Origin of the sequence: Hymenobacter sp., from assembly GCF_031398885.1 — a bacterium.
In the GTDB taxonomy this organism is placed as follows: Bacteria; Bacteroidota; Bacteroidia; order Cytophagales; family Hymenobacteraceae; genus Hymenobacter.
Genome location: NZ_JANNOD010000057.1, coordinates 31,155 through 50,420, shown reverse-complemented (window position 1 = coordinate 50,420; position 19,266 = coordinate 31,155). Strand labels below are relative to the sequence as shown.

At 66.8% G+C, this 19,266-nt stretch carries 19 protein-coding genes; 10 read left to right on the top strand and 9 right to left on the bottom strand.

Features of this window, described 5'->3' with window-relative positions:
• Positions 1 to 31: 31 nt before the first annotated feature.
• Both RMO51_RS11880 and RMO51_RS11875 read left to right on the top strand, forming a co-directional pair.
• On the top strand, positions 32 to 1,345 hold the full coding sequence (locus tag RMO51_RS11880) for a cation:dicarboxylate symporter family transporter (RefSeq protein WP_310394880.1): 1,314 nt from the start codon (positions 32 to 34) through the stop codon (positions 1,343 to 1,345).
• Between the two features lie 160 nt (positions 1,346 to 1,505).
• Positions 1,506 to 2,696 (top strand): putative sulfate/molybdate transporter, encoded by a 1,191-nt coding sequence (locus RMO51_RS11875; RefSeq protein WP_310394878.1) that lies wholly within the window; start codon positions 1,506 to 1,508, stop codon positions 2,694 to 2,696.
• A gap of 680 nt (positions 2,697 to 3,376) precedes the next feature.
• Here RMO51_RS11875 and RMO51_RS11870 read toward each other — a convergent pair.
• The 4 genes from RMO51_RS11870 to RMO51_RS11855 form a co-directional block, all read right to left on the bottom strand.
• Positions 3,377 to 4,618, bottom strand: a complete 1,242-nt coding sequence (locus RMO51_RS11870) for an MFS transporter (protein WP_310394876.1) — start codon at positions 4,616 to 4,618, stop codon at positions 3,377 to 3,379.
• A gap of 533 nt (positions 4,619 to 5,151) precedes the next feature.
• Positions 5,152 to 5,943, bottom strand: coding sequence for an SDR family oxidoreductase (locus RMO51_RS11865; RefSeq protein WP_310394875.1), 792 nt, complete (start codon positions 5,941 to 5,943; stop codon positions 5,152 to 5,154).
• Positions 5,944 to 5,947: 4 nt separating this feature from the next.
• Complete coding sequence (locus RMO51_RS11860; RefSeq protein ID WP_310394872.1) at positions 5,948 to 6,325, bottom strand: cupin domain-containing protein; 378 nt, start codon at positions 6,323 to 6,325, stop codon at positions 5,948 to 5,950.
• A 199-nt stretch (positions 6,326 to 6,524) separates the two neighbouring features.
• The gene (locus RMO51_RS11855; RefSeq protein ID WP_310394870.1) at positions 6,525 to 7,685 is read right to left on the bottom strand and encodes an MFS transporter; all 1,161 of its coding nucleotides are present in this window, start codon (positions 7,683 to 7,685) and stop codon (positions 6,525 to 6,527) included.
• 660 nt (positions 7,686 to 8,345) lie between these two features.
• Between RMO51_RS11855 and RMO51_RS11850 the strand changes: the two genes are divergently transcribed.
• Positions 8,346 to 9,443 (top strand): serine hydrolase domain-containing protein, encoded by a 1,098-nt coding sequence (locus RMO51_RS11850; RefSeq protein WP_310394869.1) that lies wholly within the window; start codon positions 8,346 to 8,348, stop codon positions 9,441 to 9,443.
• Between the two features lie 352 nt (positions 9,444 to 9,795).
• Here the strand turns inward: RMO51_RS11850 and moaA are convergent, their stop codons facing one another.
• Positions 9,796 to 10,842, bottom strand: a complete 1,047-nt coding sequence (gene moaA, locus RMO51_RS11845) for a GTP 3',8-cyclase MoaA (protein WP_409025042.1) — start codon at positions 10,840 to 10,842, stop codon at positions 9,796 to 9,798.
• A 138-nt stretch (positions 10,843 to 10,980) separates the two neighbouring features.
• On the opposite strand from moaA, the gene RMO51_RS11840 reads away from it, so the two are divergent.
• A complete protein-coding gene (locus RMO51_RS11840) occupies positions 10,981 to 11,223 on the top strand; it encodes a MoaD/ThiS family protein (protein ID WP_310394868.1) in 243 nt (80 codons plus the stop codon).
• Between the two features lie 84 nt (positions 11,224 to 11,307).
• Positions 11,308 to 11,730, top strand: coding sequence for a molybdenum cofactor biosynthesis protein MoaE (locus RMO51_RS11835; RefSeq protein WP_310394867.1), 423 nt, complete (start codon positions 11,308 to 11,310; stop codon positions 11,728 to 11,730).
• 98 nt (positions 11,731 to 11,828) lie between these two features.
• On the opposite strand, the gene RMO51_RS11830 is transcribed toward RMO51_RS11835, so the two are convergent.
• The 4 genes from RMO51_RS11830 to moaC form a co-directional block, all read right to left on the bottom strand.
• Entirely contained in the window at positions 11,829 to 12,521 is a 693-nt protein-coding gene (locus RMO51_RS11830; RefSeq protein ID WP_310394866.1) for a porin family protein, read from the bottom strand.
• 238 nt (positions 12,522 to 12,759) lie between these two features.
• A complete protein-coding gene (locus RMO51_RS11825) occupies positions 12,760 to 13,944 on the bottom strand; it encodes an NTP transferase domain-containing protein (RefSeq protein ID WP_310394864.1) in 1,185 nt (394 codons plus the stop codon).
• A gap of 107 nt (positions 13,945 to 14,051) precedes the next feature.
• On the bottom strand, positions 14,052 to 14,843 hold the full coding sequence (locus RMO51_RS11820; RefSeq protein ID WP_310394862.1) for a serine aminopeptidase domain-containing protein: 792 nt from the start codon (positions 14,841 to 14,843) through the stop codon (positions 14,052 to 14,054).
• A gap of 70 nt (positions 14,844 to 14,913) precedes the next feature.
• Positions 14,914 to 15,387: a cyclic pyranopterin monophosphate synthase MoaC gene (moaC, locus tag RMO51_RS11815; protein WP_310394861.1), complete on the bottom strand. Its 474-nt coding sequence runs from the start codon at positions 15,385 to 15,387 to the stop codon at positions 14,914 to 14,916.
• 186 nt (positions 15,388 to 15,573) lie between these two features.
• Between moaC and RMO51_RS11810 the strand changes: the two genes are divergently transcribed.
• From RMO51_RS11810 to RMO51_RS11790, 5 genes are all read left to right on the top strand, one after another.
• Positions 15,574 to 16,797: a molybdopterin molybdotransferase MoeA gene (locus RMO51_RS11810; RefSeq protein WP_310394859.1), complete on the top strand. Its 1,224-nt coding sequence runs from the start codon at positions 15,574 to 15,576 to the stop codon at positions 16,795 to 16,797.
• Between the two features lie 680 nt (positions 16,798 to 17,477).
• Positions 17,478 to 17,753 (top strand): hypothetical protein, encoded by a 276-nt coding sequence (locus RMO51_RS11805; protein WP_310394857.1) that lies wholly within the window; start codon positions 17,478 to 17,480, stop codon positions 17,751 to 17,753.
• Positions 17,754 to 17,768: 15 nt separating this feature from the next.
• On the top strand, positions 17,769 to 18,251 hold the full coding sequence (locus RMO51_RS11800) for an RNA polymerase sigma factor (protein ID WP_310394856.1): 483 nt from the start codon (positions 17,769 to 17,771) through the stop codon (positions 18,249 to 18,251).
• Positions 18,242 to 18,853, top strand: coding sequence for a hypothetical protein (locus RMO51_RS11795; RefSeq protein WP_310394854.1), 612 nt, complete (start codon positions 18,242 to 18,244; stop codon positions 18,851 to 18,853). Before RMO51_RS11800 ends, RMO51_RS11795 begins: the two co-directional genes overlap by 10 nt.
• A gap of 154 nt (positions 18,854 to 19,007) precedes the next feature.
• Positions 19,008 to 19,253: a hypothetical protein gene (locus RMO51_RS11790; protein ID WP_310394852.1), complete on the top strand. Its 246-nt coding sequence runs from the start codon at positions 19,008 to 19,010 to the stop codon at positions 19,251 to 19,253.
• Positions 19,254 to 19,266: the final 13 nt, after the last annotated feature.

Below are 19,266 nucleotides of genomic sequence, written 5' to 3'. Positions count from 1 at the left end.
CCAACAACCAGTAACTGACAACTACGCCGCCATGAAACTTCGTAACATTACCCAACACCTGACCCTGCTGGTCCTGGCGGCCATCGTGGCCGGGGCGCTGCTGGGGCACTTTGCGCCCGCCACCGCCGTGAAGATGGAGTTTCTGGGCAAGCGCTTCATCGACGTGGTGAAGCTGTTCATCAACCCCATCATCTTCCTCACCATCACGCTCGGCATCAGCACCATGGGCGACCTCAAGAAGGTGGGGCGCATCGGCGGCAAGGCCTTGCTGTACTTCGAGGTGGTGACCACGCTGGCCTTGTTCATCGGGGTGGCGGTGGCGGCGGTGGTGCGGCCCGGCGACGGCGTGGCCGTGGGCAAGCTCGGCACCGACAAAGTGGGCGAGTTCACCAAGCGGGCCGGCGAGTTCTCGTGGGGCCACTTCCTGGCCGACAACCTTACGCTGCAGGTCCTCATCATTGCCATCGTGCTGGGCATCGCGCTCAGCAAGTACGCTGGCCGCCAGCCCATCATTCACTTCCTCAAGGAAGCTTCGAAGTACGTGTTTCGGGGGCTGCACCTGGTGATGCTCTTCGCACCCATCGGCGCGTTCGGCGGCATGGCCTTCACCATTGGCAAGTACGGCATTGCCACGCTGCTACCGCTGGGCAAGCTCATGGTGACGGTGTACCTGACCATGGCCGTGTTCATTTTCTTCATCCTGGGGGCCATTCTGCGCTACTGCAACATCGGCATGTGGTCGTTTCTCAAATACATCAGGGCCGAGCTGCTGATTGTGCTGGGCACGTCCTCGTCCGAAGCCGGCCTGCCGGGGCTGATGGAAAAGCTCGAGCGCATGGGCTGCGCCCAGCCGGTGGTGGGGCTGGTGGTGCCCACGGGCTACTCGTTCAACCTCGACGGCACGACCATCTACCTCTCGCTGGCCACGCTTTTCCTGGCCCAGGTGTTCCACGTGGACCTTTCCGGGGGCCAGATTTTGACCATGATGGGCATTCTCATGGTGACGAGCAAGGGCGCGGCGGGCGTGGCGGGCAGCGGCTTCGTGGTGCTGGCCAGCACGCTCACGGCCATGAAGGTGATTCCGGTGGAAGGCCTGGCCCTGCTGCTGGGCGTGGATAGGTTTATGTCCGAGGCGCGGTCCATCACCAACTTCATCGGCAACGGCGTGGCCACCATTTTCCTGGCCCACAACGAAGGCGCCCTCGACCACGAGCAGGCCGTGGAGGCGCTGGGCAAGCGCCTGAAGCCGCTGCGCTTCCGCAAGGGCTACACCAGCGGCGAGTACCTGGGCCAGGTAGCCGAGCAGGCCAGCGAAGCCGCCCGCCTGCTGAAAAACAAGAAGTAGCGGGGTTGCCGGGCGGTGTGCTTGCGTAATTTTGAGGTATCAAAACGTCATGCCGAGCGTAGCCGAGGCATGACGTTTTGTTGCGCATGATGTTCCAGCAGCACGACGTTCTATTGGCGTTCGGCCCCACTTTTGCGCCCGCCACCCCAACTGCTTCTCCGTGGACGTAACCGCTGCCCCCGCCCCGCCGCCCCGCCCGGCGCCGCCCGTCCGCCCGCCCCTGCGCTTCGACCGCAACGAGCTGGCCGGCGCGTTCGGCGACCTGGGCACCGACCTGCCGCTGCTCATCGGCGTCATCGCCGCCTCGGGCGTCGACAGCGCCGGGGTGCTCATCCTGTTCGGGCTGATGCAGGTGTTTTCGGGACTCTGGTACCGGATGCCCATGCCGGTGCAGCCGCTCAAGGCGTTTGCGGCGCTGGTTATTGCTCAGAAAATCCCGGGGCGGGTCATCTTCGGGGGTGGGCTGGCCATCGGGGTCAGCATGTTTTTGCTGTCGGTGACGGGGCTGATTGATGCGCTGGCGCGGTTGGTGCCCAAGCCCGTGGTGCGCGGCATCCAGTTCGGGCTGGCCCTGCAACTGGCCACGCTGGCCCTGAAGCAGTACGTGCCGGCCGACGGGCCGGCCGGCTACGCGCTGGCGGCGGCGGCGTTCGGCATCATCGTGGTGCTGCTGGGCAACCGGCGCTGGCCGGCGGCGCTGCTGGTGGTGGGCCTGGGCGTGGCGTATGCGCTGGTGTTCAAGCTGGACCTGGCCACGGCCCAGCGCGCCATTGGGCTGCGCCTGCCCACCTGGCACCGGCCCGAAGCGGCCGACATTCTCACCGGCGCGCTGCTGCTGGCGCTGCCCCAGATTCCACTTTCGCTGGGCAATTCCATCCTGGCCACCCGCCAGATTGCCGCCGACTACTACCCCGAGCGCCGCCTCACGGTGCGCCAAATCAGCCTCACCTACGCGCTGATGAACCTGGTAAACCCCTTTTTGGGCGGCTTTCCGGTGTGCCACGGCTCGGGTGGCATGGCGGGGCACTACGCGTTTGGGGCGCGCACGGGCGGCTCGGTGGTCATCTACGGCGGCTTATTTCTCACGCTGGGCCTGTTTTTCAGCCAAGGCTTTGCGCAGGTGGTGCAGATTTTTCCGCTGCCCATTCTCGGCACGTTGCTGCTCTTCGAGGCCCTGACGCTGGCCGCCCTGCTGCGCGACATCAGCGGCAGCCGCGCCGAGCTGCTGGTGGCGCTGCTGGTGGGCCTGCTCTGCGCCGGGCTGCCCTACGGCTACCTGGTGGGGCTGGTGGTGGGCACGGCCGTGCACTACGCCATGCGGCGCGGCTGGGCGGGGCTGGGGCAGCACTAGCTATTAGTTGTCAGTTGTTCGTTGTCCGTTGTTAGGGCAGTTTCGCGAACGACATGGAGTGGTTATCGGGTTTGTGCGCGGCGCGGGGGTCCTGTGGGGTTACCCACCGGCCCCTCGTTGCGCTTGCGCAGCGGCAGCTCCGGCACCAGCAGCGCGCGCCACCGTAAGCGTGAGCACTGCGCCGAGCGCCCAGGCCACCCACGCGAATCGTTCCAGGCCATTCAAGCCGGCCCCGATGCGCGGCAAAGCGTGGGCACAATGGGTCTGGTCAAGAGCGCCCAAAAACATGGCCGGCAGCACGCCGGCAAACGTGGGCATCCGCTGGCGGTGGGGGAGGGGGTAGGAGATGAAAGGGGCAGGCAGAACGTCGTGCAGAGCGCAGCGAACCGAAGGCTGGCGTAGCCAAGCAGCTCGCGCCGGTCACCAATCCAACCGTTGAACGATACGCGCGGTGCTTGGGCGCTGTGCACGACCGTTCCTTTAAAAGCTGTTGGAGTTTTAAAAGCTGTTGGAGTTTATTCTTTTGAGCTGCGAAGATGGAGGTAGCGCCGCATCCCCGCGTCTCGTCGTTGAACGGCAACCGGTTCAAACGGTCCAACCGGCGCGAACGGCAAGAAGCAAGGATGCGATGCTACACTGTGCTGGCGGTCTGCAAACTAACTCCAACAGTTTCTTGCCGTTCATTCGGCGCTTACCGCCGCCACGGGCACGCCGGCCGCGGGCGCTACCACCACGGGCTCAGCCGCGCCGATGCGCCGCACCACCAGCAGGCTCAGCAGGTTGGCGGCCACGGCCAGGTAGCCCACCCACTCGAAGTGCAGCAGGTTGCCGGTGGCGGTTTTCACCACGATGAGCCCGGCCAGGTAGGCCGCCGTGCCGGCCGCCAGCTGCTGCACCGACGTGTTCAGGCTCATGAAAGAGCCGCGCTGCTGGGGCGGCACCACGCCCGTGGCCAGGGCCGTGGCCGGCACAAACCGCCCGCTGACCGCAAACAGCGCCGCCGCCAGCAGCAGCACCAGCGGCAGCGGCGCGGGCCCCAGCCGGGTAATTACCAGCATCACCGGCACGGTGGCCAGCGTAAACAGCGTGTACACCGGCACCTTGCCGTAGCGGTCGGCCAGCCGCCCCGCCAGCGGCGAGGTCACGAGCGTGACGGCCCCGCCCACCAGGTACACGTAGCTCAGTTGGGCGTTGGTGAAGCCCACGTTGCTCACCAAGTAGGGGCTCATGAAGGATATCACGCTGAAGTGCCCCAGCATCATCACGGCCGTGAGCAGCAGGGCGAAGCGCACCGACGGGTTGCCAAACAGCCCGAACACCGCCGCGGCCCGCTCGCCGAACGGCACCGCCCGGGGCCCGATGTGCCCGCGCATGTCGGGCATCACGAAGTAGATGAGCGCCCAGATGGCCAGGCTCAGCCCGCCCAACACGATGAACGGCAGGTGCCAGGAAAAGTGGCTGGCCAGGTACAGGCCCAGCGGCACGCCCACCACCGAGGCCACCGAAAACGCCCCCATCACGATGCCAATGGCCTGCCCGCGGCGGCTTTCGGGCACGGCGTCGCCCACGGTGGCCAGCACCAGCGAGCCCAGCACCCCGCCAAACGCGCCGGTGAGCACCCGCGCCGCCACCAGCCAGCCGTAGCCCGGCGCCAGGGCGCAGGCCACCGTGCCCAGCCCAAAGCCGAGGTAGAGGGCCAGCAGCGCCGTTTTGCGGTTGAAGCGGTCGAGGAAAAAGGCCGCCGCCAGGCCCGTGGCCCCGGCGCTGAACGTGTACGCCGAGATAACCAGCCCGAACTGCTGGGGCTCGATGCCCAGCGCCGGCATCAACTGCGGCCCCAGCGGCATCATGATGACGAAGTCCAGGATATTGGTGAACTGCACGGCCGCGAGCAGGAACAGCAGCAATTTTTCTTGTTTCATGGCGGACCCCGGGGGGCATAAGTAGCATCGACAACCGGATGGCCACGGGCTTGTTGGGACCTGACCATCCTCCACAACGGACTCGCCCGCATTTTACTTGACCAGCGGGCACCGCACAGGCCGGGCGCCCCTACCGCCCCGTTTGCCCTGCCGCGCGAGAACGAGGTAGAGACGCGTATTCGCGTCTCGGCGCCCGCGCCACCGGGCATCGTCCGGGCGGAATCGGGACCGCCGAGACGCGAATACCCGTCTCTACAGCCGGCGGACGATTTACGCGCTGCACACGGGGACAGGTACGGCGCCGCCTTTGGAAGCTGTTGGAGTTAACTTCCGGTTGCTGGGACGAGGTAGAGACGCATACTTGCGTCTCGGCGTTGAACGAGGAGGTGCGGAGACAGGCGTTCGGTGCGGACGAAGAGACGCAATATTTTGCGTCTTATCGTTGCCCGATACCGCCCAAACGATGCGGGCGGCGCGGACGATAAGACGCAAATATGCGTCTCTGCCACAGTCCCAGCAACGCAAACAGCCGCTTACAGCAGCGAGCGAATCCAGCCGCCGTCCACCGGAACGGAGGTGCCGGTGATGTAGCTGGCCCGCTCCGAGCACAGGAACGCTGCCAGCGCGGCAAACTCGCGCGGCTCGCCCAGCCGCCGCATCGGAATTTCGGCTTCCCAGCGGGCGGTGGCCGCGTCGGCCGATATGCCCTCTTTCGCGGCCGTGGCCGCCGCCAGCTCCATCACCCGTTCGGTGCGCGTGTAGCCCGGCAGGATGTTGTTGACCGTGATGCCCGAGGCCGCCACTTCGGTGGCCAGCGTGCGGGCCATGCCCGTCACGGCCGCGCGCAGGCTGTTGGAGAGCATGAGGTTGGCCACCGGCTGCTTCACCGAGATGGAAGTCACGTTCAGGATGCGGCCCCAGCCCCGGGCCTTCATGCCGGGCAGCACGGCGCGGGTCAGCTCCACCGCGCTGGTCAGGAGCAGGCGCGTAGCGGCCTCCCAGGCGCCGGCGTCCAGCGCGTCGAAGGTGCCGGCGGGCGGGCCCCCGGCATTGGTTACCAGAATATCGACGCGGCCGAACCGGGCCAGCGCGGCCTGCACCACGCGGGCCACGTCGGCGGGGTTCGAAACATCGGCGGCCACGCCCAGCACGGGCCCGCCGCTGGCTTGCGCGATGGCGGCGCAGGTCGCCTGCAGGGCCTCGTCGCCGCGGGCGCAGAGCACCAGCGCGGCGCCTTCGGCCGCGAGTTCTTCGGCCACGGCGCGCCCCAGGCCCTTGCTGGCGGCGGCCACCAAAGCCACTTTTCCGTGCAGTCCGAGGTCCATGCGCTTATTTCTTACGCAGGTAATCGTCCGACTTGTCCAGCCAGTCCTGGCGGGGCGGGCTGAAGATGTCCACGTCGAGGGTGTCCTCCAGGGCCTCGGCCATGTGCGGCACGTTGGACGGGATGTGCAGCACCTCGCCGGCCCGCACGATGATTTCCTCGCCGTCTGCCGCCCCGATGTGGAAGCGCAGGGCGCCCTCCAGAATGTAGGTTATCTGCTCGTTGATGTGGTGGTGCAGCGGCACGATGCAGCCTTGCTTGAGGTAAACGTGGGCCAGCATCACGTCCTGGCCCGTGATGAGGCGGCGCGAGAGCTGGTCCGACAGCTGCTCCCGGGGCATGGCGTCCCAGGTGTATTTGGTGACGGATGAAGTCGTTTCCATGGGTTGGGACTGGATGGGTTGGGGCAGTAAAGCAGATTCAAAAGAACGTCATGCCGAGCGGAGCCGAGGCATCTCGCGTGCAATACTACTTCAATCGGTGAACGATGCGAGCGAGATGTCTCGGTTGCGCTCGGCATGACGGGCTGATTTTCTGTCCCATCACCAGTGCCACTCAACGACGGGCGGAGCCAGCTCCGCCCTACACCCGCACCTTGCTCGCCACTGCCGACACGCACAGGCCCATGCCGGCAATGAGCGCGAACGACACCCGCAGGCTGGTGGCCCCGGCCACGAAGCCAATGACCGGCGGCCCCAGCAGAAAGCCGAAAAAGCCAATCGTAGACACCGCCGCCAGCGCCATACCCGCCGACATGCGCTGCGAGCGGCCCGCCGCGCTGTACACCAGCGGCACCACCGCCGACGTGCCGAACCCCACCAGCAAAAAGCCCAGCAGCGCCGTGCCCAGCGTGGGCAGCAGCACCGCCACCAGCAGACCAGTGGCCGTGAGCAGCCCGCTGAGCTGAATGACGCGCCGGGCGCCCAGGCGCCCGGCCAGCTTGTCGGCCCCGAAGCGGCCCAGCGCCATGGTGCTCATGAAGGCGGTGTAGCCTGCCCCCACCCAGTCCTTGTCGGCCCGGATGACCTTCTTGAAGTACACGCCGCTCCAGTCGAACATGGCCCCCTCGCAGATGAGCGCGCAGAAGGCAATGGCGCCCAGGCCCAGCAGCTCCCGGTCGGGCCGCACGAAAATGGGCTGGTCGGGGTCCACGCCGCGGTCCTCGCGCACGGTGTAGCCGGCGCTGACGGCCAGGCCGGCGAGAATAAATAACCCGATGAGCGCAAAATGCACGCCCGGCGCGATGGCGTGGCCAATCATGAACGAGCCAATGGCCGCCGCCACAAACCCCGCCAGGCTCCACAGCCCGTGAAACGCGGCCATGATGGGCTTGTGCGGGTAGAGCCGCTCCACGCCCACGGCCTGGGTGTTCACCGCGATGTTGGTCAGGTTGCCGCCCACGCCGAACAGCACCAGGCCCGGCACCAGTTGGTAGAGGCTACCGGCCCAGCCCAGGGCCACCAGGGCCGCCGCGTAGAGCAGCACGCCCCCCAGCACCACCTTGCGGCTGCCTTCTCGGGCCACCAGCCATCCGGCCAGCGGCAGCGAGAGCAGCTGGCCCAGCGGCACGGCCAGCAGCACGGCGCCCAGCCCGGCTTCCGAAATGCCCATGCGCTGCTGCACGCTCGGAATGCGCGAGGCCCAGCTGGCAAAGCACAGCCCCAGCAGGAAAAACAAGGCCCCCACCGCCAGCCGGTGCGCTTTTCTGGAAATAGGCCCGGGGGGATATGTCAGCGAAATCATGTTTACTGTCCTGCTGCGCGCTCCGCTTTTTCGCAAAGTACAAGCTTCCCCAACGCCGGCCCGCGCCCCGGAGTTGCCAGCTTCGCCAAAGAGCTGCTCGCGTTCCAGCAAACGTTTCCGCTCCAAACACAGGAGCTAAACCAGACGCAACAGCCTCTTAAATAAAAACTTAAACGCCGCCACGCTCACTCACTGCCAGCCGCCGCCGGGTGCAGCAGGCGCAACTGCTTGCGTCCGCGGCGGCCCGCGAACGCGGCCCTTCCCACCTGAATTTTTGCCCGGTCCCGCCTTCCCTTTCCGGCAGCCGCAGGGTCAACCATGCGGGTGGCGGTTGTTCATTGTCTCTCAAGTAGTTTGGGACAAATAAAATTATGTGCAAGTGTTGGATTAGCGGAAGCAAAAAAATACATTGCAACCGCATCAGCCCGATGCTTGGCCCGTTGGAAACTTTGCTGCCCGCCGGGGCCCGCACCGGCGGCCCAGCCGCCGTACCGGAGTTGCGAGCAGAGCCGAAGATGCCCGGGGCCCGCGGGAAACCGATTGTTCCCGCCAATGTCCGGGGGCCGCTCCATTTGAATTGCCATCAACTTTTGCCGAGGGCGGAGTCACCGCTGCCGGTTCACCGCGTCAGCCGACGCACTAACCCCCCAACTACCGCAGATGCCACAAACCATGCAGCAAGCCGCCGACACCGTTCTTCACTACTCGGTGCACCGGGCCGGCGGGGCCCCCGGCGTGGTGGCCATGGCCACCGACCGCCACGCCAATTTCTACGAGGGCTGCGCGGGCAAGCGCGCCCTGGGCCACGAGCAGCCGATGACGCTCGATTCGGTGATGGCCCTGTTCTCGACCACTAAGGCCATGACCGGCGTCTGCCTCATGCAGCTGGTGGAGGAAGGCCGGGTCCGGCTCGACGACGCGGCCAAGCAGTACGTGCCCGAGATTGCCGAGCTGCAGGTGCTCGACGGCTTCGACGCCGACGGCCGGCCCCGCACCCGGGCGCCCAAGCGCGACATCACGGTGCGGGACCTGATTTTGCACACGTCCGGGCTCTGCTACGAGTTTTTCAGCGCCGACGACCTGCGCTACCGCACCGCCCACGGCATCCCGACCGTGGTATCGAGTACCTTCGCCTCGGTGCGCACCGTGCTGCTGCACGACCCCGGCGAGGCCTGGACCTACGGCGTGGGCATCGACTGGCTGGGCCGCGTCGTGGAGCAGCAGCGCGGCCAGCGCCTGGGCGCGGTGATGGCCGAGCGCATCTGGGCCCCGCTGGGCATGGCCGACATCGGCTTCACGCTGACCGAGCCGATGAAGGAACGCCGGGCCCTGCTGCACGACCGCGCCCAGGACGGCCAGCTCACGCCCCTGCCCGACCTGATTCTGCCGCAGCCTCCCGAGATGGACATGGGCGGCCACGCCCTCTACGCCAGCGTGGGCGAGTACATGAAGTTCATCCGCATGTTCCTCAACGACGGCGCCGGCCCCCACGGCCGCGTGCTGAAAGCCGAAACCGTGGAGCAGATGGCCCAGAACGGCCTGCCAAATAACCTGACCAGCGGCGGCTGGAAAACGTCCATTCCCTCGCTGGCCAACGACGGCGAGTTCGACCCCGGCATCACCAAAACCTGGGCCTACACCTTCCAGCGCAACGAGGAGCCCGCCGCCACCGGCCGCCCCGCCGGCTCGCTGAGCTGGGCCGGCCTGGCCAACCTCTTCTACTGGATTGACCGCAAAAACGGCATTGGCGGCTTCTAGGGCACGCAAATCCTGCCTTTTATGGACACCGCCTCCTACCCCGGCTTCGTCGACTTTGAAGCCGCCGTGTACCGCCACCGCTAGAAAAGTTAAAAGTTGAGAGTTAAAAGTTAAAAGTCATAGCATTGAGCAGTCAACTTTTAACTCTCAAGAGGCTGTTTGGACTAGCCGTTGGTCGATGTAGAGACGCATCCTGGCGTCTCGTCGTTGTACGCAATTGGCCGACCTGCACGCACGACGAGACGCCAGGATGCGTCTCTACATCGTCCTCATGCCACCAAAAAATAACTCAAACAGCTTCTAAATATTCGTGCCTGAGCAAGCGTGCCCTCACTGCGCCCGCCCGCCGCCGCTACCCGCCGATGGTGGCCATGCTCTCGAAGCTGAGCTGGTGCAGGGGCCGCTGCCGCTCCGCCTCAAAGCCATTGGCCGCCCGGAAGCGGAAGGCCGCGGCCAGCGCGGCCGTGATTTCGGCGTCGGTGTTGCCGCCGCGCAGCAGGGCGCGGGTGTCGAGCCCGCCTTGGTCGTAGAGGCAGGTTTTGAGGCCGCCTTCGGCCGTGAGGCGCAGGCGGTTGCAGGTGCCGCAGAAAGTGCGCGAATACGCGGCGATGATGCCCACGCGGCCCGCGTGGCCGGCAATGGCGTAGTCCGAAGCCGTGGCCCCGGCGGGCGTGGCCACTGGCGTGAGTTCGCCAAAGTGCTGCTCCAAATGCTGGCGGATGCGCACGTGGTGCCACGGCAGCGAGGCGGGACCAGCGGCGTGGCTGCCGCCGTTGAAGGGCATTTCCTCGATGAAGCGCACGTCCACGGGCAGCGTGCGGCTCAGGTCGGCCAGCGGCACCAGGTCGTCGATGTTCTGCCCGTCCATCACCACGGCGTTGATTTTAACCCGGATGCCGGCGTCGAGCAGGGCGTAAAACGTGTCCAGCACGCGCGGCAGCTCGTCGCGCCGCGTGATGCCGGCGAAGCGGGCGCGGTCCAGGGTGTCGAGGCTGAGGTTCACGGCCCGCACGCCCAGGCGGACCAGGGCCGGCACGTGGGGCGCGGTGAGCACGCCGTTGGTGGTCAGGCTGAGGTCCTCGATGCCCGGCAAATCCGCCAGGCGCTCCATAAACGGCACCAGGTCGCGCCGCACGAAGGGCTCGCCGCCGGTGAGGCGCACTTTGCGCACGCCCAGCGTGGCCAGCAGGCCGGTCAGGCGCAGCATTTCCTCGTAGCTCAGCAGCTCGTGCTTGGGCAGGTACTGGATGCCTTCTGCGGGCATGCAGTAGAAGCAGCGCAGGTTGCAGCGGTCCGTCACGGCCAGGCGCAGGTACTCCAGCGGCCGGCCGTGCTGGTCGAAGAGGGGCGAAACCACCGGAGTAGCCAAAGCAGGAGCAGCGGGAAGCACGTTTATCACCAAATTTGTCGGGCTGTACGTAGAACGGCCGGCTTGCGCTAAACCCCCGCCGAACAAAAGGTGTTCAGTGCCCAGCCGCGGCGCCGGCCCCGGAAGCGGCCCGGCGCTGGTTTCCCATCCAAAATTTACGCCGAAGATATGTCTTTAAAAATCGCCCTGTACGGCATAACCCGCGACATTGTGGGTGCGTCCGTCATCGAGCTGCCGGCGCCCGCGCCCGCCACCGTGGGCGCGCTGCTGGACGAGCTGCGCCGGCAGTACCCCGCGCTGGGGGAGCTGCGCAGCTGCGCCGTGGCCGTGAACAACGAGTACGCCGCCCCCGACCAGCCCCTGCAGCCGGTAGACGAAATTGCCCTCATCCCACCCGTGGCCGGCGGATAGAAAGTCAGTGAGCAGTTATCAGTGGGCAGTGAGCAATAAAAAGCACGCCCTGCTCACTGCTCACTGCTCACTGCTCACTGAAAAATGACGCCCCACCTCGCCATTACTGACCAGCCCATTGACGTGGCCGCCGCCCTGGCCGCCGTGCAAACCGAGGCGGCCGGCGCCGTCAACGCCTTCGTGGGCACGGTGCGCAACCAGTCGGGCGGGCGGGCCGTGCGCCGGCTGCACTACGAATCCTACGACAGCATGGCCCTGACCCAGCTCGGCCACGTGGTGGCGCAAGCCGCGGAGCGGTGGCCCATGCTACAGGCCGTAGCCGTGGTGCACCGCAAAGGCACGCTGGCGCTGGGCGACGTGGCCGTGGTGGTGGCCGTGGCCACGCCGCACCGGGCCGAGAGCTTCGCCGCCTGTCAGTTCATCATCGACACGCTCAAGCAGGTGGTCACCATCTGGAAGCGCGAGGAATACGAGGACGGCACCGCGTGGGTGGCGGCGCACCCGTAAGCTTGCATCGTTTCACCAAAAAACCCGGTTCCTGCGCAGGAACCGGGTTTTTTGAAACTTAAATTAACCGGCGCTCAGCATGAGAGCCAGACGCTGGGCTACTTGCCCGCAAGCAGGTAGCCCAGCGAGAGCTGAAACGCCGAGTGACGGGCGTTTTTCAGGTCGCCGTTGAAGTAGGTGTTGTCGTCGCTCTTCACAAAGTCGCTGAGGGCGCCGGTGTAGCGCAGGCTCAGGCTCAGGCCGTTGCTGGCCTCGTAGCCAATGCCGGCCAGATAGCCCAGCTCGCTGCGGTTGAGGCCGCTCAGGTCGCGTTTGTTCTGGGCCTCGGTGGTGGTGGGGGCGCCGCCCAGAGCCGGCGTGGTGGTGGTGCGGGTTTCGTCGTTGGCGCCCAGCAAGTAGGAGTACTGCGGGCCGGCTTCGGCGACGAAGCCGCCGGCATTGACTTTCAGCAGCACCGGCACGTCGAGGTAGTTGTAGTTCACGTTGCCCTCGCGCTTCTGCTTGGCGCCCAGCAGGCCGGTAAATTCGGTGGGTTTGTTCTCGAAGCCTTTCTGCGAATAAAGCACCTCGGGCTGCACCGAGAAGAAGCCGTCGCTGGTCACCGGCACGTTGAGCAGCACGCCGCCCAGGAAACCGGCTTTGTTGTTGTAGGTATCCTGGTTTTTGACGTTGCCGGCCAGGTTGGAGTAGTTGGCGCCGGCGCGCAAACCCAGGCGAATATCCTGGGCCTGGGCCGAAGAGATGGCCGCAGTAGCGAGCAAAGCGCCGATTAGCAATGCAGATTTTTTCATGTCAGTAATAGGGTTTGAATAAAACATAAAACACTCGGGCCGGCCGCTTTCGAAAAGTGTGCCAACCTGCGCCACAAACGCCCTCTCGTTGCTGAAAAGTGTGCCCCCAACCCAATAAAAAGCCCGACTATCCGCAAGGAAGCCAGGCTCTCAAACAGTTAAGAATTCGAAACTTTGCTCCGGTGCAACGGCTGGCCGCCGGCGCTTGTAGCATGATGGTGCCCCGAACAAACGGGCCTTACCGGGTCAGCTCCCGCTCAGCGGCGGCCCGCTCCTCGGGCGTGTTTACGTTGCGCAGCTCCGCGGGCACGGGCGGGTTCAGCAGCTCGATGTCGGAATTAATCAACGCCTTGCGGGGGCAGGAATACCCCAGCCCCAAAAAGCGCAGCAGCTGCCCGTAGCTGCGCGGCTCCCAGATGGTGACCAGCGGCTCGGGAAACCCGTTCCAGGGGCTGCGCAGGGCCGTGGCCAGGCGGCCGGCTTGCCGGTGCGCTACCAGAAACGCCAGCGTGGTGCGGGTGAGGAAGGGCAGGTCGCAGGCCAGCACCAGCCACGCGGTGTTGGGGTCGGCCTGGAACGCGGAGAGCACGCCGCCCAGCGGGCCCAGGTTCAGGAAGGTGTCGGGCAGGGCGGTGAGGCCGGCGGGCAGGTCGGCGGCCTGGTCGGGGCGGACGGACACCCGCACGTCGGGACAGAATTCGCCGAGCAGCGCGGCCGTGTGCTGGCGCTGGTCGAGGGCGTGGTAGTGCAGGGCGCCCTTGTCGGTCTGCATTCGCTCGCTGCGGCCCCCGGCCAGCACCAGGCCGCGCAGCACCGGGGCGGCCAGCAGGTACCATTGCCGGATGAAGGCGGCCGTGCCGGCCGTGTCGGCCAGCCGCAGCACGGGTGGCCGCGGGGCGGCGCCGAGGTGCTCAATGAGCACGGCGGGCAGGTCGGTCTGGCCGTCGGCCAGCAGAATCAAGCGCACGTCGGTGAGGCGGTCGAGCTTGCGGTCCAGCGGCTTGCGCGGGTCCACGATGACGACTTGCTGGCGGGCGCGGAAGTGGTTGCCGTTCACCAGCACCACGCTCTCGTGGGCCAGCAGCTCGGGCTGCGAGAACTTGTCCAGCGCCCGCGTCAGGCTGAGCTGGCGGTGGGTGATTTTGTCAACCAGCTCCGCCGCAAGGCCGTTTTCGGCCACTTGAGGCACCGCCGACCCTGGCGTTTCGGCGGTTTCCGCCGCGTCGCCCGCCCCGTGGTCGGCGTCGACGTAGGCCACGCGCAGGGCGGGCGCCAGGTGGGGCAGCAGCCGGGCCACCAGCGCCTGAATGTCGGCGCAGGGCGCGCCGAGGATGGCCAGCTCGTGCCGGCCGAACTCGCCGATGTCGGGACGGGCCAGGGCGGCGTGCTTGGTTTTCAGCGGCTCGGAATTAGTAGCGGGCATACGTTTGGGGCTGAAGGCAGCATGAATGATTGCGCGGCCGGCTCGGAATGCGCCAAGCCCGGAACGCACCAACGGGCCGCGCGGCACCGCGGCGGCCGGCCGGCCGGTTACTCGGCGATGAATCGGGAAATGACGGTGTTCATTTCCCGCTTTTGCTCCGCGGTGGCTCCGTCCCACATGTCGTTGTGCCGGGTGGTCGTGAGCTGGACAATTCGTATTCGGTACTTCGTTTGCTCGACCAGCGTGGGCAGGACCCCGTCGTCGGCCCGCTGGTCGCTCGACCGCAGCGAGAGCAGCCGCGGGCGGCGCACCCGCGGCAGCGGCATCCGGCGGTTGTCCAGGGAGATAACCCGCCAGGCCAGGTCGGGGTGCTCGCGGGCGCAGAGCATCACCATGTCGCCCCCGTGGGAGTGGCCCACGAGCAGCGTTCGGCGGTAGTCAAACTCCGGGTGGGCCTGGCGCAGCTGTTGCAGCACGAACACCATGCTCTTCACCCCTTGCTCCCAGCTCGGGCGGCGGGCCTCGGCCAGGTTGCCCGTCGTGGCGATGGGCGCGTCGCCGGGCAGTTCGTGCTGCAAGCTGACCACGAAATAGCCGTGCGCCACCAGGTTGCGCGCCAAAAACGAATACGCCGTGTTGCGCTCCCCGTAGCCGTGGTTGAGCAGCGCCACTTTCAGGCTAGCGCCGGGAGTCGGCTTCGCGGCGCCCCTCGCCGCCGGGGCGTAGGTCACCACGGGAATGGGGCGGGAGCGGGCGGCGTCGACGTAGCGCATACTGTCGACCCGGACTGCCGTGCTCAGCGGCGCGGCGCTCACCTGTTGGCGGGCCGGTCCCTCGCTGCCGGTGCAGGCACCCGCCAGCAGGCCGGCGCCCCACACAAGGAAAGTAGTTGCTTTCAAAATGCAGTTGTGAAATATGGCCAATGCCGCCGACACGAGCCGCAAGCACCTGTTGGCATTGTGTAAACCCTTACGCGCGCAGAAAGTCGCGCTTGCCGCCGGTTTTCTCTACCAGTTGCACGCCTTCGATGGTGATGTCGTGCGAGAAGGCCTTGCACATGTCGTAGATGGTGAGGGCGGCCACGGTGGCGCCGGTCAGGGCCTCCATTTCCACGCCGGTGCGGCCCGTGACCACGGCGGTGCACTCCACGCGCAGGGCGTCGGGGCCGTCGGGGACGATGGAGACCCGGCAATCATCGAGCCCCAGCGGGTGGCAGAGCGGAATGAGCTCCGCCGTGCGCTTGGCCCCCATGATGCCCGCCAAAATGGCCGTGTGAATGACCGGGCCCTTGTGCGAGGGCATCTCGCCGGCCTGCACGCGGCCCAGCAGCTCGGGGCCCAGCACCACGCGGCACCGGGCGCGGGCCAGGCGGCGGGTGGGGGCTTTGGCGCCCACGTCCACCATGGTGGGCTCGTTGGCGGCGTTGACGTGGGTGAAAGCCATTTTAGTTGTCAGTTGTCAGTTGTCAGTTGTTAGTTGTTAGTTGTCGGTGAACAGGTGGCAACAGGCCATGTTTGGTTGAAATTACGGCGTCCGCGGTGGACGTGCGTTACCTTCCGGGCGGTTGCAACCGCATTCGTGCGCAATTTCCGCCTGTCAACTGACAACTAGCAACTGACAACTACCCCCATGCTCTCCGTCGCCGAAGCTTTCGCCCGCGTGCTGGCCACCGCCCGCCCGCTCCCGCCCGAAACCGTGCCGCTGCCCCAAGCTGCCGGCCGTATTTTGGCCGAAACCCTCACCGCCGACCGCGACTTTCCGCCCTTCGACCGGGTGGCCATGGACGGCATCGCGGTGGCCCACGCCGCCTGGGCCGCCGGCCAAACGGCATTCGTCGTTGAGCACACGCAGTACGCCGGCGCCCCGCCCCGGCCGCTGCGAAACCCCCTGGCCGCCGTGGAGGTGATGACCGGCGCCGTGCTGCCCCCCGGCGCCGACGTGGTGGTGCGCTACGAGGATATTGTGCTGGCCGACAACTGCGCCACCATGCAGATTCCGCCGCCCGCCGCGCCCGGCGCCAACGTCCACCGCCAGGCCGCCGACCGCCGCCGGGGCGACGTGCTGCTGCGCCCCGGCACCCGCCTGGGCCCCGCCGAGCTGGCCGTGGCCGCCACCGTGGGCGCCGCCGAAATCGCAGTGGTCCGCGCCGCCCGGGTGGCCGTGGTCAGCACCGGCGACGAGTTGGTGGGCATCAACGAAACGCCCCTGCCGCACCAGATTCGGCGCTCCAATGCGTACGCGCTCCAAGCCTTATTTGCCCAGGCCGGGGCCGACGGGTCGCTGTTTCACCTCACCGACGACGTGGACGCCCTGCGCCGGGGCCTGACGAACATCCTCGGCGCGGGCTTCGATGCGGTGGTGCTGAGCGGGGCCGTGAGCAAGGGCCGCGCCGACCACCTGCCCGGCCTGCTGCGCGAGCTGCACGTGCAGGAAATTTTCCACGAGGTAAACCAGCGCCCCGGCAAGCCCCTGTGGTTCGGCGCGCGGGCGGAAGGGCCGGTGGTGTTTGGGCTGCCCGGCAACCCGGTGTCGACGTTCCTCACGGCTTGCCGCTACGTGCGGCCCTGGCTGCGCGCCGTGCAGCAGCCCGCCGCAGCCGAAGCTTCTGCCGCCACGCCAGAAACCCCGCTGCCGGCCATGCTCACCGTCGACATCCATTTCAAGCCGCAACTGACCCATTTCGTGCCCGTGCGCCTGACGGTGGACGCGGAAGGGCGCCGCCTGGCCACGCCGCTGCGCGTGGGCGGCTCCGGCGATTTGGCCGCGCTGCTGGGGGCTGACGCGTTTCTGGAGCTGCCGCCGGAGCCGCCGGTGTTCGCGGCGGGCGGCGTGTGGCCGGCGTGGGGGCTGTGAGGGCTGCCGGCGCAAAATTACGGAAATCGGACGGGCGCCAGGTGCGGAATCTGGCACTAACGACCGGGTGCTTAAAGGGCCCGAGCCGGGGGCGCTGGCAAAGGCGACGGAATCGAGGGCGGCAGATTGGGGCACTTGCCAAGCAACCCCCGTTGCGGCCTACCGAACGGTAGCCCCCGCGGGGCGGCATGTGGGCAATAAAACCAATATGTGCGGGTTTGTTACGCCCCCGTGGGACGACACTTGCGCCAATAAGTGTCGCCCCACGGGGGCTCAGAAACCCGTTTTTCCGGCCAGTACTACCGGCATGTCGCCCCGCGGGGGCTACCGTTTGGTAGGCTGCAACGGGGGTTAAGAACTTCTCCGAAAAATGAATTGAACGTCATGCTGAGCGCAGCTGAAGCATCTCGCCCGCTTTGTTGCGGCAATTCGGACGAAGCGGGCGAGATGCTTCGGCTGCGCTCAGCATGACGGGCTTTCAGCAGCACAAGTATTTTTCGGATAGGTTCTAAGTAGTCGTCCAAAAGTAAACGAGTTGTCAGTTGTTAGTCTTTCGTTTTCGTCAGGTATTTACCAAGGAACTAACAACTGACAACTACTGCCTGACAACTTAAAAAAGCGCCGGGTGCTGTAACAAATCGGCGGCGCAGCTGACTAACGAGGCAAAAATCAGCAAGCCCATGAAAACCTGGCTCACTCCTTCCGCCGCGTGCCGCGCCGAGGCCGCCCTTTCCCTTGATGCCCTTTCTGACGAGCAGCTGCGGCGGCGGCGGCGCAAGGCCCGCGAAATGGTGGCCGTGGTGGCCGGCCTGATGCTGCTCGTCATCGTAATGGCCGGCGTCTCGGGGCTCTACCCCATTGCCCTGACCACCGCCGGCATCATCACCACCCTCGACGACTACCTAAAAAAGACCCGCGCCACCGGCCAGGAGCTGGCCCGCCGCGGGCTGGCGTAGCCGATATTCGGGCCGATGCAGGCACAGGAGCAGGAACGGGAATTTATCCGGCGGGTCCAGGCGCACCAGGGCCTGCTAAACAAGCTGGTGTACCTGTACGCCGACGTGGCCGAGGACCGCCAGGACCTGCGCCAGGAAATCCTGCTGCAGGCCTGGCGGGCGTACCCGCGCTTCCAGGGCGCGGCCCGCTTCTCCACCTGGCTCTACCGCATCGGCCTGAACGTGGCCCTGACCTCGCTGCAGCGCACCAAAAAGCACGCCGCTGCCGACCTGCCCCCCGACGCCGACGGCCCGCCCGCCCCCACCGCCCCGTTCGAAGCCGACGACCGGCTGCAATACGTGCTGCGGCGCTTCAGCGCCGTGGACCGCACCCTGCTGGTGATGACCATGGACGGCTACAGCCCCGAAGAAATCGGCGCGGCGCTGGGCCTGCGCCCCGGCGCCCTGCGCACCCGCCTCCACCGCCTCCGCCACCGCGTAGAACAACTATGGCACTGACCGACGCCTGGAACGCCAAAAACTGGGATGCGTCCGAGTTTTCGTACGCCGCGCCCGACCTGCGCGCCGAGCTGCGCCGCCGCTCGCAGCACGACGTGGCCCGGCTGCTGCGGGCCTACCGCCGCCAGTACGGCTTCGTGGTGGGCCTGACGGCGGCGACAGTGGCCTTCCTGTTCCTGCAGCCGGGCAACCCGCAGTACCTGTTTTCGGTGGGGTTGATTCTGCTCTACTGCGCGGTGCAGCTGGGGTACTTGACCGTGCAGTTTCGCCGCTTCCGTCCGCCCGACCTGTCGCGGCAAACCGCCGAGGCCATTGGCGCTACGCTGGGGCTGGTGCGGGCCATCAACGCGTTTCAGGTGGCGCTGGTGGCGTATGCTGCGCCGGTGGTGTTCCTGGGCAGCCTGCTCGCCACGCTCTCCTACTATGGCTGGAGCGCCGCCCGGCTGCTGGGCGACCCGCAGGTGCTGGGCATCATCGGGGCCTGCACGCTCGGGGTGCTGCTGCTGGGCCGGCGCCTGCGGCGGTTCGTGGTGAGCCGCCAGTGCGGGGCCCTCATGGCCCGGCTCGAAGCCAGCCAGCGCGACCTGACTGGTGAGCCCTGAATGGCCGCTCGCCTGAGCCCAAGGTCCACGCCCGCATGGATACTGCCCCTCCGAATTCCTTCCTCAAAATCGTGTTTCCTGCCTCCACCGCCGGCTCGTTGCTGGTGCCGGGCACCGCTTTGCCTTTTGTCTTTCACCCTTGCCCCCCATTCCCGTGAAAATTCTTTGGTTTCTGCTCGCCCTGCTGGGGCGGTCCGGTGCTGGCCTTCCCGCACCGGCCCAGGCGCATGCTTCTCAACCGCCGCCTCGTTGCCCCGTCCTGACCTCCGCCAACAACGCCTTGCTCTGGGAGGTATCGGGCCAGGGCCTGCCCCGGAAATCCTACTTGTTCGGAACCACGCACGCGCTTGCGGCGGCCCACCTCGACAACGTGGCCGGCGTGAAGCCGGCCTTTGCCTAAAGCCGGCCGGTGG

Excerpts from the sequence above, each read along its gene's own strand:
- RMO51_RS11880 (WP_310394880.1), top strand. The coding sequence starts at position 32 with ATGAAACTTCGTAACATTACCCAACACCTGACCCTGCTGGTCCTGGCG.
- RMO51_RS11810 (WP_310394859.1), top strand. The coding sequence starts at position 15,574 with ATGCTCTCCGTCGCCGAAGCTTTCGCCCGCGTGCTGGCCACCGCCCGC.
- RMO51_RS11795 (WP_310394854.1), top strand. The coding sequence starts at position 18,242 with ATGGCACTGACCGACGCCTGGAACGCCAAAAACTGGGATGCGTCCGAG.
- RMO51_RS11825 (WP_310394864.1), bottom strand. The coding sequence starts at position 13,944 with ATGCCCGCTACTAATTCCGAGCCGCTGAAAACCAAGCACGCCGCCCTG.
- RMO51_RS11830 (WP_310394866.1), bottom strand. The coding sequence starts at position 12,521 with ATGAAAAAATCTGCATTGCTAATCGGCGCTTTGCTCGCTACTGCGGCC.
- moaC (WP_310394861.1), bottom strand. The coding sequence starts at position 15,387 with ATGGCTTTCACCCACGTCAACGCCGCCAACGAGCCCACCATGGTGGAC.
- RMO51_RS11855 (WP_310394870.1), bottom strand. The coding sequence starts at position 7,685 with ATGATTTCGCTGACATATCCCCCCGGGCCTATTTCCAGAAAAGCGCAC.
- RMO51_RS11850 (WP_310394869.1), top strand. The coding sequence starts at position 8,346 with ATGCCACAAACCATGCAGCAAGCCGCCGACACCGTTCTTCACTACTCG.
- RMO51_RS11860 (WP_310394872.1), bottom strand. The coding sequence starts at position 6,325 with ATGGAAACGACTTCATCCGTCACCAAATACACCTGGGACGCCATGCCC.
- RMO51_RS11805 (WP_310394857.1), top strand. The coding sequence starts at position 17,478 with ATGAAAACCTGGCTCACTCCTTCCGCCGCGTGCCGCGCCGAGGCCGCC.
- RMO51_RS11840 (WP_310394868.1), top strand. The coding sequence starts at position 10,981 with ATGTCTTTAAAAATCGCCCTGTACGGCATAACCCGCGACATTGTGGGT.
- RMO51_RS11835 (WP_310394867.1), top strand. The coding sequence starts at position 11,308 with ATGACGCCCCACCTCGCCATTACTGACCAGCCCATTGACGTGGCCGCC.
- RMO51_RS11800 (WP_310394856.1), top strand. The coding sequence starts at position 17,769 with ATGCAGGCACAGGAGCAGGAACGGGAATTTATCCGGCGGGTCCAGGCG.
- RMO51_RS11870 (WP_310394876.1), bottom strand. The coding sequence starts at position 4,618 with ATGAAACAAGAAAAATTGCTGCTGTTCCTGCTCGCGGCCGTGCAGTTC.
- RMO51_RS11865 (WP_310394875.1), bottom strand. The coding sequence starts at position 5,943 with ATGGACCTCGGACTGCACGGAAAAGTGGCTTTGGTGGCCGCCGCCAGC.